At 36.0% G+C, this 19,439-nt stretch carries 21 protein-coding genes; 10 read left to right on the forward strand and 11 right to left on the reverse strand.

Annotated features, from left to right (window positions below; all coding sequences use genetic code 11):
- Window positions 1-50 precede the first annotated feature (50 nt).
- Genes BAZO_RS22455 through BAZO_RS13190 form a run of 3 tightly spaced genes read left to right on the forward strand, consistent with a single transcriptional unit; the run spans window position 51 to window position 2,259 of the window.
- Window positions 51-176, forward strand: coding sequence for an AgrD family cyclic lactone autoinducer peptide (locus tag BAZO_RS22455; protein ID WP_157382145.1), 126 nt, complete (start codon window positions 51-53; stop codon window positions 174-176).
- A 2-nt stretch (window positions 177-178) separates the two neighbouring features.
- Entirely contained in the window at window positions 179-937 is a 759-nt protein-coding gene (locus BAZO_RS13185) for a LytR/AlgR family response regulator transcription factor (RefSeq protein WP_003332077.1), read from the forward strand.
- Window positions 938-951: 14 nt separating this feature from the next.
- Window positions 952-2,259, forward strand: a complete 1,308-nt coding sequence (locus BAZO_RS13190) for a sensor histidine kinase (RefSeq protein WP_003332078.1) — start codon at window positions 952-954, stop codon at window positions 2,257-2,259.
- 138 nt (window positions 2,260-2,397) lie between these two features.
- Here BAZO_RS13190 and BAZO_RS13195 read toward each other — a convergent pair whose 3' ends face one another.
- The 3 genes from BAZO_RS13195 to BAZO_RS13210 all read right to left on the reverse strand — a co-directional run bounded on the left by BAZO_RS13195 (window position 2,398) and on the right by BAZO_RS13210 (window position 6,026).
- Window positions 2,398-2,940, reverse strand: a complete 543-nt coding sequence (locus BAZO_RS13195) for a hypothetical protein (RefSeq protein ID WP_003332079.1) — start codon at window positions 2,938-2,940, stop codon at window positions 2,398-2,400.
- Window positions 2,941-3,069: 129 nt separating this feature from the next.
- Window positions 3,070-4,785, reverse strand: coding sequence for an IS1634 family transposase (locus BAZO_RS13200; protein WP_003332080.1), 1,716 nt, complete (start codon window positions 4,783-4,785; stop codon window positions 3,070-3,072).
- 401 nt (window positions 4,786-5,186) lie between these two features.
- Window positions 5,187-6,026: a hypothetical protein gene (locus BAZO_RS13210; protein WP_003332082.1), complete on the reverse strand. Its 840-nt coding sequence runs from the start codon at window positions 6,024-6,026 to the stop codon at window positions 5,187-5,189.
- A 355-nt stretch (window positions 6,027-6,381) separates the two neighbouring features.
- Here BAZO_RS13210 and BAZO_RS22460 point away from each other — a divergent pair, with 355 nt between their 5' ends.
- Genes BAZO_RS22460 through BAZO_RS13220 form a run of 3 tightly spaced genes read left to right on the forward strand, consistent with a single transcriptional unit; the run spans window position 6,382 to window position 7,464 of the window.
- A complete protein-coding gene (locus tag BAZO_RS22460; protein WP_157382146.1) occupies window positions 6,382-6,534 on the forward strand; it encodes a hypothetical protein in 153 nt (50 codons plus the stop codon).
- A gap of 31 nt (window positions 6,535-6,565) precedes the next feature.
- Window positions 6,566-7,006: a helix-turn-helix domain-containing protein gene (locus BAZO_RS13215; protein WP_003332083.1), complete on the forward strand. Its 441-nt coding sequence runs from the start codon at window positions 6,566-6,568 to the stop codon at window positions 7,004-7,006.
- 59 nt (window positions 7,007-7,065) lie between these two features.
- On the forward strand, window positions 7,066-7,464 hold the full coding sequence (locus BAZO_RS13220; RefSeq protein ID WP_157382147.1) for a hypothetical protein: 399 nt from the start codon (window positions 7,066-7,068) through the stop codon (window positions 7,462-7,464).
- Between the two features lie 772 nt (window positions 7,465-8,236).
- Here BAZO_RS13220 and groL read toward each other — a convergent pair.
- Window positions 8,237-9,862, reverse strand: coding sequence for a chaperonin GroEL (groL, locus tag BAZO_RS13230; RefSeq protein ID WP_003332087.1), 1,626 nt, complete (start codon window positions 9,860-9,862; stop codon window positions 8,237-8,239).
- Between the two features lie 176 nt (window positions 9,863-10,038).
- Window positions 10,039-10,323 carry a co-chaperone GroES gene (groES, locus tag BAZO_RS13235; protein ID WP_003332088.1) on the reverse strand — a complete coding sequence of 95 codons (285 nt, stop codon included), beginning with the start codon at window positions 10,321-10,323 and terminating at the stop codon, window positions 10,039-10,041.
- Window positions 10,324-10,578: 255 nt separating this feature from the next.
- On the opposite strand from groES, the gene BAZO_RS13240 reads away from it, so the two are divergent.
- Window positions 10,579-11,295 carry a CPBP family intramembrane glutamic endopeptidase gene (locus BAZO_RS13240; RefSeq protein ID WP_003332089.1) on the forward strand — a complete coding sequence of 239 codons (717 nt, stop codon included), beginning with the start codon at window positions 10,579-10,581 and terminating at the stop codon, window positions 11,293-11,295.
- On the forward strand, window positions 11,292-11,489 hold the full coding sequence (locus tag BAZO_RS13245; RefSeq protein WP_003332090.1) for a YdiK family protein: 198 nt from the start codon (window positions 11,292-11,294) through the stop codon (window positions 11,487-11,489). The genes BAZO_RS13240 and BAZO_RS13245 overlap by 4 nt, the downstream gene beginning before the upstream one ends.
- 79 nt (window positions 11,490-11,568) lie before the next feature.
- Here BAZO_RS13245 and BAZO_RS13250 read toward each other — a convergent pair whose 3' ends face one another.
- Window positions 11,569-12,207: a redox-sensing transcriptional repressor Rex gene (locus BAZO_RS13250; protein WP_003332091.1), complete on the reverse strand. Its 639-nt coding sequence runs from the start codon at window positions 12,205-12,207 to the stop codon at window positions 11,569-11,571.
- Between the two features lie 18 nt (window positions 12,208-12,225).
- Window positions 12,226-12,717 carry a cyclic pyranopterin monophosphate synthase MoaC gene (gene moaC / locus BAZO_RS13255; RefSeq protein ID WP_003332092.1) on the reverse strand — a complete coding sequence of 164 codons (492 nt, stop codon included), beginning with the start codon at window positions 12,715-12,717 and terminating at the stop codon, window positions 12,226-12,228.
- Window positions 12,718-12,853: 136 nt separating this feature from the next.
- Between moaC and BAZO_RS13260 the strand changes: the two genes are divergently transcribed.
- Complete coding sequence (locus BAZO_RS13260) at window positions 12,854-14,791, forward strand: ABC-F family ATP-binding cassette domain-containing protein (protein WP_003332093.1); 1,938 nt, start codon at window positions 12,854-12,856, stop codon at window positions 14,789-14,791.
- A 338-nt stretch (window positions 14,792-15,129) separates the two neighbouring features.
- Here the strand turns inward: BAZO_RS13260 and BAZO_RS22465 are convergent, their stop codons facing one another.
- On the reverse strand, window positions 15,130-15,294 hold the full coding sequence (locus tag BAZO_RS22465; protein WP_157382148.1) for a hypothetical protein: 165 nt from the start codon (window positions 15,292-15,294) through the stop codon (window positions 15,130-15,132).
- Window positions 15,295-15,414: 120 nt separating this feature from the next.
- Between BAZO_RS22465 and BAZO_RS13265 the strand changes: the two genes are divergently transcribed.
- Window positions 15,415-15,717 (forward strand): hypothetical protein, encoded by a 303-nt coding sequence (locus BAZO_RS13265; RefSeq protein WP_003332094.1) that lies wholly within the window; start codon window positions 15,415-15,417, stop codon window positions 15,715-15,717.
- 79 nt (window positions 15,718-15,796) lie between these two features.
- Here the strand turns inward: BAZO_RS13265 and BAZO_RS13270 are convergent, their stop codons facing one another.
- From BAZO_RS13270 to BAZO_RS13280, 3 genes are all read right to left on the reverse strand, one after another.
- Window positions 15,797-16,960, reverse strand: coding sequence for a DUF4317 domain-containing protein (locus tag BAZO_RS13270; RefSeq protein ID WP_003332095.1), 1,164 nt, complete (start codon window positions 16,958-16,960; stop codon window positions 15,797-15,799).
- A gap of 148 nt (window positions 16,961-17,108) precedes the next feature.
- Window positions 17,109-18,197, reverse strand: a complete 1,089-nt coding sequence (locus BAZO_RS13275; RefSeq protein WP_003332096.1) for a glycerol dehydrogenase — start codon at window positions 18,195-18,197, stop codon at window positions 17,109-17,111.
- A 72-nt stretch (window positions 18,198-18,269) separates the two neighbouring features.
- Complete coding sequence (locus tag BAZO_RS13280; RefSeq protein WP_003332097.1) at window positions 18,270-19,424, reverse strand: 1-propanol dehydrogenase PduQ; 1,155 nt, start codon at window positions 19,422-19,424, stop codon at window positions 18,270-18,272.
- Window positions 19,425-19,439 lie beyond the last annotated feature (15 nt).

Below are 19,439 nucleotides of genomic sequence, written 5' to 3' on the forward strand. Positions count from 1 at the left end.
TTTACCGATACTGTATATATTGATAGATTAGTAGAAAGGGGTTTTTTAAAATGCTGAAAAAGGGTTTAACATTTATTGCTGTTGCCATGTTAACGTTTGTGAAGGGAGAGGTTTCAACACAAAGCGCAATATTTTTTTATCAACCTAAAAAACCATCCAGAAAGAAACTTGATTAAAAATGCTACGGGCGATTATTGTTGATGATGACCCTATTATTATAAGGCGTTTAAAAAAGTTATTGGAGCAAACAAATGAAGTTGTTGTTGTTAATGAATTTCAAACAGGACAAGAATATATAAATTCAATTAATAAAGAGCCCCATGATTTTGCCGTCTTGGATATTGATCTTCCTGACCTCAACGGGATTGAACTAGCCAAAAAAATACACGAATTTAGACCGGACTTTCCAATTATTTTCCTTACAGGACATGTGGACTATGCATTGGAAAGCTATGAAGTAGAAGCAACTGATTACCTACTGAAGCCTATCGACCCGTCACGTATTCATATCGCTCTCGAAAAAGTGAAAAAACGTTTAGATGTTACAGATACCACTTTAAGTCGGATTGAATCATTGCTACTTGGTCCCGGAAAAATTGCCATAAAAGTTGAGGCTAATCTTCTCTTTTTAGAGATAGACCAAATCGTTTGTATAAAAAAGGATGGCAGAATGACTTCCATTCTTACAATTGAAAATCATCAAAATAAGGTGAAAGAAAATATCTATACTACAAGAGAAAGCATGAAGGATATTCATCAGCGGCTTGATCAAAATCTCTTTATAAGAACACATAACAGCTATATTGTTAATATCAAATGGATCTACGAAGTGATTCCTTTTGCATCTGAGACATATAAACTTAAGTTAAAACATACAGATGAATACGCACTATTAAATAGGCCTAAATTATCTGAATTAATTCAACAAGTAAAGTAGTAGGAGTCTATTTTATGGATAATTTCTTTGCTTTCATTTTCCAATCCGTCCCTGAAGCTTTTATTAAACTATTTTTCGCGATATGTCTATTGAAGCCAACCCTCTTGCCAGCAAACTGGAGAGGGTTGGTTATTTATTCAATTAGCACTTCCATTATTTCATATATCTTTAGATATTTTAATTTACAAATGGAATTATGGATAGTTGTACTATTTTTTCTGTCCATAATAATTGCCCGGTTTAGTTTCCCTATTTCTTGGTATCTTTCTCTTTTGCTGAATACGGTTTCATATATCGTTCAGTTAATTGGAGAATTTATTATTTTATACTTGGCTAATTCTATTTTTAACCTATCACTAATTCAGGTACAACAATCACTTACTTATAGAATTGGACTTCCCTATCTATATTTAGTACCATTACTTTTACTGGCCTTTTATTTTAAAAGGCACCATTTCCACATAAAGGAAAGGTGGGTCAACCATAAATATAAATGGGGCCTGCCTCTTATTAGTTTACAATTAGTGCTGGGATTGATGATTCATGCATTGTATTTTATACCAAATAATAGCTATTATACGTTTTTCATTCGATTCCCTTTTTTAACAATAGCGATGGTACTCGTATCCATTATATTTTTCATCTATGTAAACCATATCCAGCAAAAAGAGATTCACGATCACATTACTTACGCAGAAACACCTCTTATCGATGAATTGGAAAAAATGATAGCACAATGGCGCAGTTATCGGCACGATTTTCATAATCATATCGAAGTTCTATATGTATTACTAGAGGAAGAAAAGTATGCTGAAGCTAAACAGTATATGACTAATTTGCATAAAAAAGTCATTGAATCACAAAGTTTATTTCCTTTTAAACAACCGGCTGTACAAGCATTATTAAAAGCAAAAATGGTCCAAGCAGAAGAAAAAGGTATTCAATTAGCGGTAAAAAGTGAGGAAATGCTTATCTTTCCGCAAATGAAGAGTTATGACATTGTTTTAATTTTGGGAAATATTATTGATAATGCAATCGACGTTCTGCATGATTCTAATCAACAATTAAAACAAATTGAAATTGGTTATAAAAAGGTGCTAAATATTTGTCTATTAGAAATTACGAACAATGGCCCCCAGATTCCATCAGACATGAGAGAAAAAATATTTACCAAAGGCATATCAACAAAATCAGAAGGTAAGCACCAAGGCATGGGGCTACCCACCGTTAAGGGGATAGTTGAAAGTTATAATGGGGAAATTACGGTTAATTCTGATGAAGGTACTACTAGCTTTCGAGTGGCACTGTTTATAGAATCTTAGTTAGTTATTGAAATTCTTCCTTATTTGATAGCGAAAAACGGTTAATAAAAAGTATGTGTCAAAGAATGTTAGTCTCCATAATATGAAAATACCACAGCCTATTAGCTGTGGTAGACTTTCTTATCTTTGAAAAATAAATCAATCATACCAAACTTGAATGTTATCAATTGTGAATTTTTTTCCATCCGTGTTTACAACTTTAAAACGATAATCATATCCTCTTGGCATTGTAGACCAAGCACTTACATGAACATCTCCAGTCCATCCACCAGGTAATGAAATTGATTTAGCTTCACTTCCCGCTCCACCATTATCATCATAATAAGCATGAATTGTAAATCTCTCTGCAATCCCATTGACTCTTATTATTGTATCAACAGGATTGTAAAATGCTATACCTCTCCATCCTCCACCTATCCAGAAATTACTGGAAAATTCTATTGGTCCATAATTGTACGGGAAGCTTTTAAACAGGGATAAATTGGTGTTTTTATCCGAATTAAACTTGATAAATTGTTTAAGTTCTTCCTTCGTATAAGGAATTTCATCACCATTCTCATCAAACACTTTTACCTCTGAAAGAAGATCATCTTCTGTTAGTGAGTTCGCTGAAGCGTTTCCTATTCCAAAGAGAAGTGACAAACTGAATACAGCTAAAATGGTGAACAAAAAGTTTTTCATTTTCATATTAACTTCTATAATTGTAATATGTTCCTGTTTTTGACACTTGGAGAATAGAAAAGGCTTGAAAACCCTTATAGATAGGGCTTTTCAAGCCTTTTTGTATATTGTAAAAGTTGAGTACTTTTTTTATTTTTTTGTGTCTCTAAAAATTTTTTTCATCTGCCTATTACTAATGATTTGATAATCTGTTCTAAAGCCAAATGCCTCATGTAAAGCATCTGTGAAATCAGTTCGTGTATAGATCGGGATATAACCATCTCCAATAATTTCGTAAAAATTCATATCTCTCAAACCGTGTATAATTTCGCTGCATGTGAATTGTTCACCAAGTTTCTTCTCTAGATACCTGAATATTACTATTGATAGAAAGCAGGTAGTGAAATGAGCCTCGATCCTATCGTCCCGGCTTAGGTATATGGGTCTCGCTTTAAATTCGCTTTTCATGATGCGAAAACACTCTTCAATTTCCCAACGTCTGTGATTAATCTTTATAATGTCAGAAGCCTGATCTTCTAAATTCGTACATACGGCATAAAACCCATCGAATAATTCCTCTTTTGAGATGATATCCGCATTAATGCTATATAACTCTTTGTCCACAATTTCTCCGTCAGGAGTTATACTTGTCTTTTCAATGAAGCGCTTATAATCATTTTGGTTGTGTTTTTTTATCTTTGCAGGATTAGTGTCTATTACTTTTACCGCACGTTCGATCTGCGATTGACGAATTTTCCGTTGATAATCCCTGTACTTGATAGAATAAGTGACAATCAACTTTTGTTCTAATCCATCCTCTTTTATCCAACGCTCCTTATAAAACGTTTGATCGGCAAACTTAGTATTATCGTCTAACTTCGTAATGTCATAGGTCTTATGATTCTCACCAAGCCTCCAACCTTCTGAAGAAAGAGTCCATTCTTTTAAATGCTTTTTTAACTTCTTGATGGATTGAGTTGTAATAAAAGCACGATCTTTTTTATCATTAAACTTCCTGTTATCGGTTGAGGCAAGTCCCGCATCCGTGCAAACAACGAACTTAGATAACTCGAAATCTTTTAATATTTTTTCTTCTAAAGGTTTTAACGTAATCTGCTCATTTGTATTCCCTTTATGGATACTGAAAGCAAGGGGGATCCCATCCCCATCCATAAAGAGCCCCATCTGGACAATAGGGTTAGGGCGGTGTTCCTTAGAATAACCGTATTGCTTCAGACCTTCCTCCTGTTCAATCTCAAAAAAATAATTCGTGCAGTCATAATAAAGGATGCCGCTATTTCTTTTGGATAACTTCAGACTATTTTTATACAGCTCCGATTGAATAAAATCCGTTTCTTTAGCAATGACTTCAAGGGCTCTATATACATGTTGGATTTCAAAGTCTGGTTGTTCGATGAGCTTAGAAGAAAGGTGATGGGTAGCAAGTTTGGAAGACGGGAAAATGATTCTTCCGTATAGTAAGCGTGGCAAAATCGAGTTCAGATTAAATGAAAACTTGTATTTGTCAGAGATTTGACTGCAGATTTTATGAAGCTGTAAATCATGGTAAATCTGTTGAAGAAAAAGATAACCGCCATTAAAACAACGTTGCTCATCTTTTTCGATCAACTTAGTAGGAGAGTATTGAACCATAATCTTACGATTATCTTCTTTATCTTTCTTATTGAGTTCGGCAATATATTGTTTCGCCCATTCAATGGGGTCTTGACCGTCCAATTTTTTTAGAAGTTCATCATATGTACCAAGCTTTTCAACAATCTTGGAGGAATGTTTCCCGTTTTTATAAGTGGATTTAATGACATAAAGTGATGAAGAATTTTTAGATTTAGTAATTTTTAATCTCATAACCATCACCTCCGTTTCCCTATATTATAACACATTACCCAAAAGTACTCAATATAAAAAGTGGTAAAAATACCACTTTTCTAACAAAAAAAGCCCTGTTATCAAGGCTTTTCGAAATTTGGATATTTATGTAACTGTCAAAGACCCGGGCACCTTTTAGAAATACTTTAAGAAGAAGCAATACTAATATTCCCAAACATCCAAGTCAAGGTAAAAATAATATACACACTTGAAATACAAATCCAAATAATATTTGCTTTAACTTTCGAATATTCATCTTTAGAGACTCTAATAATCAAAATACATAAATTTAAACTGAAGACAAAAGCTAATAATGGATTCAATAAGAATGATGCTGCTATAATAAAATCAATCATATAATCACCCTAAAATAAGAAATCTTAGAAATTAAATTTAATTGCGGTATTAGTCATTTTTGTTTCAGCTGTTGCCATACCTAGCCCAATATCCCCTGTTTTAATGGACACATCTATACTAAAAGTTAATGTTGTATGTGTGTAATGACCAAAGGCATTCGCTGATATATCATTAGTATTACCCTTAGATACTTCTACTGCTATATAACCATGATGATTACTTGTACCCGCATTTGTTCCAATTCCTTTTAAGTTAAATATTGCAGCTATACCTTGGGCATTTTTAGACAAAGATTTATAGCCCAATGTGTGCTCACCTAAACCGTCTGTATATTTATAAGAGAATTTAATAGTATTAGGTTCGATTACAACACTATCATTGTAAGTTAATCCAACCATGTCAGATAAACTAACATTAGGATTCTTTAACCATGTAAAATTATTATGCAACAGAGTTCTACCATTCGTAAGTTTCGTACTAGTTGTAGTCATAGACATCCAACTAGTTTCTTCGGTGTTTATTGCAAAAGGTGTTATCATTCTTTCTTCCAGCTCCATCAATTTTAGAGCATCTTTTTCATTATATTCTTCAACACCTGTTACTTCACCTTCGAGATTTGAAATAACTTTATAAAATGTTTCTTCTTGAACAAACGGCTCCGCTGGAATAGCATATTTAAAATCTTGATATTCATCAATTGTCATTGATGCTATGTTTTCCTCTGTAAAACCTAATTGTTTCAAATGTTCTTTTTGCGATTCTTTTAAGCCCTCTATTGCTGCTGCATCAGCGAATAAATTATTAAATCCTAGTACAAAAAATAAAATCATAAATAATGATAACACATTCTTCTTTTTAAACATAAAATCCTCCCTAAAAATTAAAATTATTGTTTCAAAAATCCAATTAAATTTATTCAGTAGTTAACTACGTGTGTATGTTATTTAAACATTTATTATTTCCCTCCTTTCAACTGCAATCATATAAAATATTCCAATAATTACAATATTTTTGCGACAAACTCATCAAAAATCGGGATAAATCCCCACATTTCCGGGATAAATGCCGATTCAGATTCTCAGATTAATTGTTTTTCAAATTCATCCCGCAAATACAGGAATTTATCCCCGATTTCGGGGGGTTTATCCCAAATCTATTGAATAATATGTTGAATGTTGTAGAATTAATACAAATTGGAAAATAGGTGGAAGGTGATAATTGTTGATTACGAGAATTTCTCAGTTGTTTGCTAGAAAACTAGCTATTGCAAGCGGTTATGTTGAGGAAGAGGAATTTTTGCGGTATGGGTTGCTTCCTCGCTATTTAGTATTTAGTCTAAAATCTTATATAACTGTCAATACTGGGTATTAATCTATTAAAATACCTAGGAGCTGATAGTTATATGAAAGATTTTCATGAAGATTACAATGTGTTTGAAATCGCCTTGGAAATACCTGAGCCATGGTATGTTTTCCACCATGAGCTAACTAAAGATGAGAAAACACTACACATTTATATTGAATATAGAAAAGGTGCCGAATTTTCGTGCCCTAATTGTGGGACCTCAGGTTGTAAAGTTCATGACATTCAAGATCAGGACCGTACTTGGAGGCACCTAGATTTCTGGCAATATCAAACCATACTACATGCAAGAATGCCAAGGGTTAAATGTGAATCATGTGGAAAAATACGCACCGTTATCATTGATTGGGCACGCCCAGGTGCTGGATTTTCCATGCTTTTTGAACACCATCTACTGTCGTTGATGGGTGAAATGCCAGTTGCGGCAGTTGCACGTAAGATTGGTGAACACGATACCCGTCTTTGGCGAGTCTTTAAATAAAAAGCGACGGGAAAACAGCTGAAGCTTCTGGAACTTTTACATGGCTGACTAGTCCGTCTTTGAGAATGAAGGACGTTGTTGGTATTGTTATACAAAATGGTGTAGTAACTAATGGTACTGCAACTGGTTTTTACACCTATACAACATCTCAGGGTGCAACTACTACAAATTGGTCTTCTGGATTTAATTATTTCTTAGGTGGTGTAACTAAAGTACAAAATCTCGCAAAACCAGACTATCCGGTAAATTCCGATTATATGTTCATAAAATTCCAATTTACTAAATCTAATGAACCAGCAGAAGCCCTTTATGGAACATATGGACACCAGGTACTTACAATAAACATTAGTAACCCTGTTTTTGAATTATCAAGAAATAATGGTAAATTAAAACCAATGAACTTCTATTTTGGCACGGAATATAATGAAACTACTGATTATCAAAGTAAAACGTGGTAAAAGAATGTATAATTATTAAACTTAGCTTTTAAGGCTCTTGCAAGAAACCAAAATATAAAAGTGGCAACCTTTATAATAATTGTTCAACTTTCGCTCCAATAAAACAAGTACTATTTGTTGAACTTAATGAGATTAAGATCCATCTATCTGTTATCCCGCTTGACAATTTAATTTTTGTAAAAACGGAAGGCGTCTCGTTCGTAGGTATCGTGTGATTCTCGAAAAATCACTATCATACAGAAGAGGCGCTCACTATATAACGACCGAAACATTCAATACAATCAACTACCAAAAAAAATTTGATTCTATGTTTTTTCTAGATTGAAGTAAAAAATATTTACGCAATAAGCAAAAGCTAAAAAATTTTCAATCATAAAGACTTGGTCCTCTTCAGGATGATTAAGAGGATAGATAAACGGTAAAACTTTTGGGGGAAGTTGGTGATTTATGATATTATTTTTGATTCAATTCAGTTTCCTAATAAATCCAATTTTCGCAATTGTTTTTTGTATAAATCTAATATTGTTAATAAAAAAAGTCGCTAAAGACCCAAATGCAGATATCGAAAAACATGCCGTGTGGTTAACAATATCCGCTATGTATATAGTGCTTTCCTTAACCGCCTTGCTAAACCTCATTTTGAATCGGCTTTAACTTTTTTCTACAAGTTTTATTCAATAAGCACATTTACAACAAAACAGACTACTCCCTATAACCAAATAGGGAGTAGTCTTTACTTTTTTATAAAACTTCATGCCCGGCTATGCAGGGATTACATCATCCCCATGCCGCCCATTCCGCCCATGTCAGGCATTCCAGGAGCTTCTTTTTCAGGGATGTCAGCCACTACTGCTTCTGTTGTTAAGAACATAGCAGCTACAGATGTAGCGTTTTGTAATGCTGAACGAGTAACCTTAGTTGGGTCAACGATACCAGCTTCAACCATGTTTACCCATTGGTTAGTAGCAGCATTGAAACCAATGCCAACTGCTTCATTTTTAAGGCGCTCTACGATTACTGAGCCTTCTAAACCAGCGTTTGCAGCGATTTGACGAACTGGCTCTTCTAATGCACGTAATACGATGTTTTTACCAGTTTCTTCGTCGCCTGCTAATTCAAGAGCAGATACTTTATTGTATACGTTAACTAGAGCTGTACCACCACCAGCAACGATACCTTCTTCAACTGCAGCACGAGTAGCGTTTAATGCGTCTTCGATGCGAAGCTTCTTCTCTTTTAATTCTGTTTCAGTAGCAGCACCAACTTTGATTACAGCTACACCGCCAGCAAGTTTAGCTAAGCGCTCTTGTAATTTTTCCTTATCAAACTCAGAAGTTGTTTCTTCCATTTGTTTGCGGATTTGGTTTACACGACCAGAAATATTAGCAGAGTCGCCAGCACCTTCTACGATTGTTGTGTTTTCTTTAGTAACAACAACTTTTGAAGCACGACCTAATTGTTCAATAGTTGCAGCTTTAAGATCTAGACCGATATCTTCTGTGATGACTTGACCACCAGTTAAGATAGCGATATCTTCTAGCATTGCTTTACGACGGTCACCAAAGCCAGGAGCTTTAACAGCTACTGCATTGAATGTTCCACGAAGCTTGTTAACTACTAGAGTTGCAAGTGCTTCACCTTCAACATCTTCAGCAATCATTAATAATGGCTTGCCTTGTTGAACGACTTGTTCTAATACTGGTAAGATTTCTTGAATGCTTGCAATTTTCTTATCAGTGATTAAGATATATGGGTTTTCAAGAACAGCTTCCATTTTTTCTGAATTTGTTACCATGTAAGGTGAAGAGTAGCCACGGTCAAATTGCATACCTTCTACTACTTCTAATTCAGTTGTGAAGCCTTTTGATTCTTCGATTGTGATAACACCATCGTTTCCAACGCGCTCCATTGCTTCAGCAATTAATTGACCTACTTCATCATTGTCAGCAGAAATCGCTGCAACTTGAGCGATGGATTCTTTACCTTGGATTGGCTTAGAGATCGCTTTTAATTCTTCAACAGCAGCTTGAGTTGCTTTTTCAATACCTTTTTTGATGCCCATTGGGTTAGCACCAGCAGTTACGTTCTTTAAACCTTCACGGATTAAAGCTTGAGCAAGAACAGTTGCAGTCGTAGTACCGTCACCAGCAATGTCGTTTGTTTTGCTAGCTACTTCAGCAACTAATTTTGCACCCATATTTTCGAATGGATCTGGTAATTCGATTTCTTTTGCGATTGTTACACCATCATTTGTAATTAATGGAGAACCGAATTTTTTCTCTAATACAACATTACGTCCTTTTGGTCCAAGTGTTACTTTAACTGCGTTTGCTAATGCATCTACACCACGTAGCATCGCACGACGTGCATCTTCACTAAATTGAATTTCTTTTGCCATTTAAGTAGTACCTCCTCAAAATTATTAATCAGCAGGATTCTGATTTTGTTTTATTAATTCTATTAGACAAGGGTGATCTACTATGTAAAAAGACTAGTAGATCTATCTCACGAAAAATGAAAGTAAAGTGGGTCTTTGCACACTTCGTAACTCTATCATTCCGCGTTCAAGACCACTTAGCCAACAATTGCTAAAACATCATTCTCGCGAATAATTAAATATTCTTTACCTTCATATTTCACTTCTGTACCAGCGTATTTAGAAAAAATGATGCGGTCGCCTTCTTTAACTTCTAAAGCAACTTTCTCACCGTTATCTAATACACGGCCAGTTCCTACAGCTACAACACGACCTTCTTGCGGCTTTTCCTTCGCAGTGTCTGGTAAAACAATACCGCTTGCAGTCTTTTCTTCTGCTTCAACAAGCTCAATAACAACACGATCACCTAATGGTTTTAACAAGTGAAACACCCTCCTAAGATAAATTTTAAGTATTTTAATTATTAGCACTCATTAATGCTGAGTGCTAACACATTTATTATAATAAATAATTAACTAGATTTTTGCAAGTAAAAACTATATTTTTTTTGTAAAAATTAACCTCCCTGAACATTATTAACGAAATGTTGAAAAACCAATCATCTTTTTATTGGTTTTAAAATAATTATGTTAAAATACAAGAGTGATTCATCTGATTAAACATAAAGGGGTATAACATTGAAAAGCAGATACTTGCTTACTATATTAATGTATATTTTTGTACAATTTTCGGGGATCTTGTTTGGTGTGAACTTGCTGCTTCGAAATGGGATCTCAAAGGATGATGCGGTGGCCATTTGGACGGTCATAAGCTTTAGTGGCGGTTTATTAGTAGTTATTTTGTTGTTATTGCCAGACATCAAAGCCCGTCATAATACTAACAATCGAGTATCAAGAACTCGTGCAGCAGGCTGGGCGATTTCCGGGATCTTTTTAGCGTTTTTAGCACAGGTTATTGCTGCACAAATTGAAATGATGCTTGGAATCAAAATGGGCTCTGAAAACACAGAGATTTTAGTAGAAATCGCGATGCAAACACCGATTTTTATTATTGTTACTTCAGTAGTGGGGCCCATTTTCGAAGAAATTATTTTTCGGCAGATTATCTTTGGCAGTTTATATACAAGATTTAACTTTTGGATTGCCGCTATCATTAGTTCTTTAATTTTTGCAGCTGTCCATTTTGACTTTACACATATCATCATCTATACAGCAATGGGGCTTGTGTTTTCCTTTCTTTATGTTAAAACAAAAAGAATTCTGGTTCCGATTGTTGCCCACGTCTCCATGAATACCTTTGTTGTGTTGGTACGCATCCTATTTGCAGATGATATGGAGAAGCTGCAGAAGCAATATGAACAGGTGCAAAGCTTCGTTGGAGGGTTTTTACAATGAGAACTTCACCTTATACAATGGCACTCATTTATGGGGCGATGGGTGCTCTCTTTACATATTTAGCGATCCAAAGCGCTAAGGAGACAATTTGGAACTTTTCTACGATACTGTTAATGATGATTGCAACCTTCGACTTTTCAACAGCTATTCGATTTATTTTATATAAAAGAATGATTAAAAAAAGAAAATCATAAAACGGCTGCCTCAAAATAGAGATAGCCGTTTTTCCATGTGTACTTTTGAGCAAACTTTCCGGGGCAACCCATAAAATTATTAACTTAATGGGTAATGTTTTAAAAAATAAATTAATGACTGCAACTCAACTGCTAAATCAATATGATGAATTCTAATATCTTCCGGGACATTCAGTCTTGCTGGTGTAAAATTCAAAATTCCTTTTATTCCTGACGTAACGAGGCGGTCCGTTATTGGCTGGGATACCTGTACAGGAACGGTTAAAATGGCAACTTCCAATTCACCTGTGATTTTGCTTTCTAAATCATCTAAATGATAAACTGGAACACCTCCGATATCTGTGCCGACTTTCGCTGGGTCAACATCAAATGCCATCACAATTTTGGAATTATTGTTTTTCATAAAATTATAATGCAAAAAGGCGGTTCCTAAATTTCCTACCCCGATTAAGCACACCTTCACCACTTCATCTTGGCTTAACGTCTGCCTAAAGAAGGACAATAAATAATTGACATTGTACCCATAACCCTTTTTACCAAGGGCACCAAAATAAGAAAAATCACGGCGAATTGTGGCTGAGTCTACTTTTACCGCATCACTTAATTCTTTTGAGGAAACACGCTGTTTCCCTGAAGCATGTAAATTCGCTATAAACCGGTAATATAACGGCAAGCGTTTAGCAGTCGCTTGCGGTATTTTGTTTTTATCAAAAGACATACCATACCCCCGTTCTCCTTAATCAATATTTTCCTTTCTCCGAAAATCTCCGCTTTTTCCTCCAGTTTTCTCAACTAAATATGTTCGGCCAATAATCATTCCTTTATCTACGGCTTTACACATATCATAAACCGTTAACGCTGTAGCAGTTGCTGCTGTTAAAGCCTCCATCTCGACACCTGTGCTTCCCTTTGTTTTAACAGTTGTTTCGATATGTAAAATATACTCAGGGGCTTTCTCTTCCCATGAAAAAGAAATATCCACACCCTTTAGCATCAATGGATGACACATCGGAATCCATTCGGATGTTTTCTTGGCTGCCATCACTCCGGCTACTTGAGCAACAGCTAATACATCGCCCTTTTTCATTTTATTTTCTTTTATTTTTGTATAGATTTCTTCATTTACTTGTATGCTAGAATGGGCAATGGCAGTACGAGTAGTTTCATTTTTTTCAGTGATATCGACCATTTTCGCACGGCCTTCTTCATTAAAATGAGTAAAGGACATTCTTCATTCATCTCCCGACTTACACATATTTTAATACAAAAAAGTTTAGGATGATATTTATTTTTGTCAAAAAAGGAGATTTGTTGCTCGTTTGACATTGTATAAGCTAAACTATGATTTGAAGAGGTGAACCGATATGATACTACTTCAAGTCAACCAACTTACGAAATATTATGGTGCTGATCTTATTTTATCTAATATTAAATTAGAAGTACAATCAAAAGATAGAATTGCTCTAGTTGGAAGAAATGGAGCAGGGAAATCTACTTTATTGAAAATTATCTCAGAACAAATGTCGTATGATGGCGGCGAAATCATTAAGCCAAAAAATTTAATGATCGGTTATCTTGCTCAAGATACCGGCTTGGAATCTAGTCTTTCTATTTGGGATGAAATGTTGACTGTTTTTCACCATCTTCAAATAAAAGAAAAGAAGCTGCGTGAACTGGAAACAAAAATGGGTGATCCTTCCTATTTAGATGATACCGAAAAATACGAAAAATTATTAAAAGAATACGACGAACTGCAAGTAACCTTCAAGGATGAAGGCGGCTATCAGTATGAAGCTGACATCCGAACGGTTTTACATGGGCTTAATTTCGGTGATTTTGATTATTCGACAGCGATTGCAACCTTAAGCGGCGGTCAAAAAACCCGCTTGGCAATGGCTAAGCTGCTTTTAACAAAGCCGGATTTATTAATTCTTGATGAACCGACGAACCATTTGGATATTGAAACGCTGGGCTGGCTTGAACAATATTTGCAAGGTTATCCTGGTGCTCTACTAATCGTCTCCCATGACCGCTATTTTCTAGATAAAGTTGTGACTCAGGTCTATGAATTATCACGGACGAATTGTCGCCGCTATGTAGGAAACTATAGTAAATATTTAGAGCAAAGTGCAGCCGTTTACGAGCAGGAACTAAAGTCTTTCGAAAAGCAACAAGAGGAAATTGCAAAATTAAAGGATTTCGTCCAAAAAAATATTGCAAGAGCGTCAACAACAAAACGGGCACAAAGCCGTAGGAAGCAGCTTGAAAGAATGAAAGTAATGGACCGCCCACTTGGAGATGAAAAGTCAGCCTCATTTTCCTTTGATATTGAAAGACAAAGCGGCAACGATGTGTTAATGGTGGATTCTTTAACCGTTTCCTATCAAGGAAAGGAGCCGATTCTTACAAACGTATCCTTCGGGCTTAAGCGTGAAGAAAGTGTTGCCTTAGTTGGGCCGAATGGAATTGGAAAGTCCACATTGCTTAAGGCGATTACTAAGCAGCTTGAGATCCTTACTGGCACGATCAACTACGGGTCCAATGTTACGATTGGCTATTATGACCAGCAGCAGGCAAACTTGACTTCCAATAAAACAGTCTTACATGAACTATGGGATGAATATCCATTAAGACAGGAAAAAGAAATTCGAACGATATTAGGGAATTTTTTATTTAGTGGTGATGACGTTTTAAAAATAGTCTCTTCGCTAAGTGGCGGTGAAAAGGCAAGATTAGCACTCGCCAAACTGATGATGCAGAAGGCAAATCTATTAATTCTCGACGAGCCGACGAACCACTTGGATTTGGATAGCAAAGAAATACTAGAAAATGCTTTAATCGATTACCCTGGAACGATTCTGTTTGTATCTCATGACCGTTATTTTATAAATCGGTTGGCTACAAGAGTGATTGAGTTATCCACAGAAGGACTGGAGTCGTACTTGGGTGATTATGATTATTATGTGAATAAAAAAGCGGAAATGGAAGAATTGGCACAGCTTGAAAATGAAGGACAATCCTCATCAAAAGTGGTGCAAACAACTCCACCGGAATCGGACAAGGCAAAATATGAACAAGACAAAGAACAGAAAAGAAAAGATCGCCAGCGCCTACGTCGAATTGAAGAGATCGAACAACAAATTGAACAAATTGAAATGAAAGTCGTTGAAAATGATGAACTATTATGTGACCCTGAAGTTTATCAAGACTATGAGAAGGCAGCCAAGTTAACTAGTGAAAACGAAAAATATCATGACCATCTCGAACTCTTGATGGAAGAATGGGAAACTCTACAGGATTAACGTTCAGAGAAAATTCTTCTGGACGTTTTTTCTTGTGGAATTTTGTCAAATCCATTTCTTCCAGATGTGGGTATTTTTTTTATGTATTCACACTATCCACAGTGTTATTCACAGATAAACTCACTTTTTTCAGGCACTCCACAAAGTTATTAACATTATCCACAGAAAAATATCGAATTATCCACAATTTTTATGAACACCTACGGAACCCATTATGTCGGAATTTGTTGAAGTTATCCACCACATCTCTGAGCTGTGGATAAACTCTGTCCACATCCAAAATAAGTCTAGATTTTTTTAAAAATAGTATGTGCATTATTGTAATCGTCTTTGAAGTTTTAACTTGGCAAAAGCTGAGATTCAGTACTGGGATGATGTTTTCTATAAAACGGTGCAAACGGATCAATGGAAGCACTTCTTAAAGGACCGTTAATGATGCTTTCCGCTTCCCCATCAAAATGTGGAGTTGCCTGCGTACGTTGACTTTCACTATTACGTGACATATTGATCATCTCCTTAGTCTTAAGATAACTATTTTGAAGATGATCTATTCAAGATGCTATATTTAGCAGTGCACATGGAAATAGTAGGAATATCCTCGCTGATAAAGGAGATTCTTAGCCATGTCTACATACATAGAAATGAAAAATATATTTATTACAAAGGTTCAAAAGGACGAACAACGGACAATACTTGAGGTTTGCTTCGAAAATATGCTTGAGCCGAAGTATTGTCGTTTATTTAAAGCTACTTTAGAAAAGGAAAGCGATTGGACCATTCGATCCATCGCTGTGTATGATTCTCGAAAAGACAGATTTCTCACAGTTGGGTCCCTTTATGCTCCTATTTTGTATGAGGAAATTAAAAATAAAATACTTCAAGCATTTGAGCAAGACGCTGAGTTTGAACAACAATTGGCTCAATAGGGGCTGTCTATAATGAAACATGCCCATTTTAGGTTTTTTCTCGTGTTTCGGGCACGTTCAATGGGCCATTGAACAACTTTTAAAATGTTTCCGGAATCAATGTAAAGCCCTCAATCACCGTATCTTCATCCACTTCAATTAGTAAACAACGCTTACCGCTATAGTTGACTTGTTTAACATACTTCAAATCTTGAGGGCTGATTGAAATATTTGCGACCTTAGTCTGGATTTTAATCGATTTCGTATTATAATTTGGGACGATACTGCTTGCTTTAAATTCGTGCTTTTCATCATCAATGACTTTTTGAAAAGCTGTTTCTACTTTTTCCGTATTAACATCCTCTACTCCACTCACCTTTAAAACGCGTTCAACGTCTTTGTAGTCCAATTTTGGCGTTTCTTCCTCTTCATTTTCATCAATGATGCGGTTAATTTCTTCATAAACATTTGCAAGGGTTGACGCGTCAACTTGGTCCCCGACGACTTGTTTGACGATTTCTTCGAAAATCGCTTTATCCTCTTGCGCGGTTATAATCTCTTCACCATTCAATACATTCTCGATAAAATCCTCATCAGGTTGATTTGCTTTTTCAGCACAGTACAAAATGTGATTGACATCTGCTGAATTATCAGTGAAGCATGGAAACAAAAAGCCTGCGACTGGTGAAGCAAGGTTAATGATTGGATCTACGATTACACTATATTTAAATACTCTCTCCACATAATCAAACATAAGCGTCTTTTTCGGCTGCATCGTTTTATTGATGCTGCAGAGAATGAATTGATGAGAGTAAACTTCGTCCTGTTCACTCACTTCTGCTTCTTCATTTTTCTTTTTCGTAGGTTTAAAATATTCGCAGCGAATGAAGGTTGCAACCATATCTTCCGTATGCTGTGCACTTTTAAACATTTTCTCGACGATTACTAGCATTTGTGCCTTCCAGTCCTCTACATCACCCGCTTGCAAACCATCATAAAGAAGAAGCTGTGTATGGTCCTCGGCTTCACGTTGAAACTTTAATTCAAACAATTTCACATCCAATTGTCCTGTAAGAACCTTTTTGAAGTTGCTCAGGAATAACTCCTGCTGTTCTTGCTCCAGCATTTGAAACGGCTTACTTTCTTGATGATAAATCTCACTGCTTTCCTTCATAACATATACATTAAAGATATCTTTGATTTTCATTCGATTATTATTAAGCTTAAATTGTTTTCGAATATCTGCTACATCTTTTTTATTCATAGTTACAGATCCAACTCCTAAGTTTAAGTTTAACTTTTCAATTATAAGCAATCTCAAGCTGATTTTGTAGGAGGAATAAGAAAAAACCTCTATCGAAGAAGTTAAAAAGGAAGGGTATGGATACCCTTCCTTTTTATAGTTTCCCTACTTATTTACTCAATTGATCCACAGCTATAATCGCATTTGCAACGTCCTCGGCTGTAATTTCCGGCGAAAGGTTACCCATTGTTTCGCCTTCTTGTGTTGCAGCTTTTCCCACCTTTAGTAACTCTTCATACGATACATTATCTAAATGTAATTCTCTTAATGTTGTTGGTAGCCCTAATTCTTTATAGAAGTTAATATACTTATATAGCTCTTCTGCTGGATGTAACTCTAATACTAGCTGAACAAGAGTACCATAAGCAACCTTTTCACCATGTGTTAAATGATGAATATCCCCATTCAGCACTGTAAAACCGTTATGAATGGCATGGGCTCCTGCTAAGCCACCACTTTCAAAACCGATGCCTGATAGCAATGTATTCGCCTCAACAACTGCTTCAACAGCACTTGTCACGACGCCTTTTTGTACAGCTTTGTAGGCAGGTATCCCATACTTAAACAATGTTTCTTCACAAGCCTGTGCAATTGACCTTGCTGCAATACTTACTTTGCCACCAGCCATTGCTGAACTGTTACTGTTTAATGTTGCTCTTGCTTCAACCCAAGTGGCCATGGCGTCTGCAATACCTGATGCAAATAATCTCGCAGGCGCTTTTGCCACAACCGCAGTATCGACAAGCACAAGATCAGGGTTTTTGTTATAGAATTTATAGGCTTCAAAAACTCCCTCATCAGTATATATTACTGATAACGCACTTGTTGGTGCATCAGTAGAAGCTAAACTAGGAACGATGACTACTTTTACATTCAGTCCATCGGCAACAGCTTTAGCTGTATCTAGAACTTTACCCCCACCAACACCAATGACCAAATCTACCAAATTTGCTTTCCCCATTTCCACGTAACGATTGATTTCATTCATAGAAGACTCACCGTTAAACTGATCATAATGGAAATCAAGGCCCACTGATTTTAAACTTTCGCGGATAGTCTCCCCAGTGACTTTCCATGAAGTACCGCCAGAAATTATAAGTGGTTTTTGACCTAGTACTTTTACATATTGACCAATATCATTTAGTGTACCTTTTCCTTGAATATACCTGCTTGGTGCAGCAAAACAAATAACTGACATTTTCATCTCTCCATTCCCTTTAATTATTTATGATTAAATTTAATACATAATCGCCAGATGCTATTAGAGCTTTTATCCCTTATAAGCCCAGGTTAGGAGGTTCGCAAGGTCCGCCTCACTAACTGCTGTAGGGTTCCCGCCGGTGCAAATATCTTGCAGTGCACTTTCTACTAGTTCGGGGATTTTTCCCACATATAAGCGTTCTTCAATGTTTAAAGCCTGAAAAGTCAGCGGAATACCCAATTTACTATTTAAGACCCTAATAGCCGTTGAAAGACTAACCACCCCCTCTTCACGAGTTGAACAAGGCAGACCAAGAAATCTAGAAATCTCTGTATAACGCTCAGCAGCTCTAGAAGTTTGATAGCCTCCATCACATAATCCTCCATTAAATTGAATTACATAAGGAAGTAAAATCGCATTGCTTCTGCCGTGTGATAGATGAAATTGGGCTCCCACAGCATGAGCCAAGCTATGGTTTACACCTAAAGATGCATTTGTAAACCCAACTCCTGCCATACAAGAAGCAAGATGTAATTTCCTCCTCGCTTCAAGATCATCGCCATATCGATAAGCTCTTAATAAATACGTGAATACATTCTTTATTGCCTTCTCGCAAAATATATCAGTAAACTCTGTCGCTGCTGAAGATACATATGCTTCTATTGCATGGGTAAGTGTATCCATGCCGGTATCTGCCGTAACGGTAGGGGGTACTGTTTTTGTCAACTGTTCATCCAGAATCACAACATCCGGGAGCAATCTCTCATCTCTAAGTGGAATTTTTACATTATTTTCAATATCAGTAATGACAGAATAAGAGGTTACTTCAGAGCCGGTCCCACTTGTTGTTGGAATCGCTATAAACAATGGTTGTTTTATACTATGATTACTTGAAATCTTTTCCCTTACTTTATAAGAAAAAAGCAGAATAGCTTTTGCCGCATCAATTGGCGAGCCACCACCAAGAGCAATAATCAACTCAGGCTCATATTCCAGAAAAATGTTTAAACCCGCTTTCACTGTTTCTATAGAAGGATCCGGCTCAACATCAGCAAACACCTTACAAGACGTTCCTTGTAATAGATTCATGATCATGTCTACCATTCCGAGCTGTACCATCATTTTATCTGTAATAATGTAGGCTCTTTTGACATGTAATTCTTTCAGAAAGTCTAAGGCATGACTGCCATAGTAAACTTTTGGTCCGACAAAAAATGAATCCATTTATTGTTTACCTCC

Source organism: Schinkia azotoformans LMG 9581 (assembly GCF_000307855.1).
GTDB classification, from domain to species: domain Bacteria; phylum Bacillota; class Bacilli; order Bacillales; family Bacillaceae_J; genus Schinkia; species Schinkia azotoformans.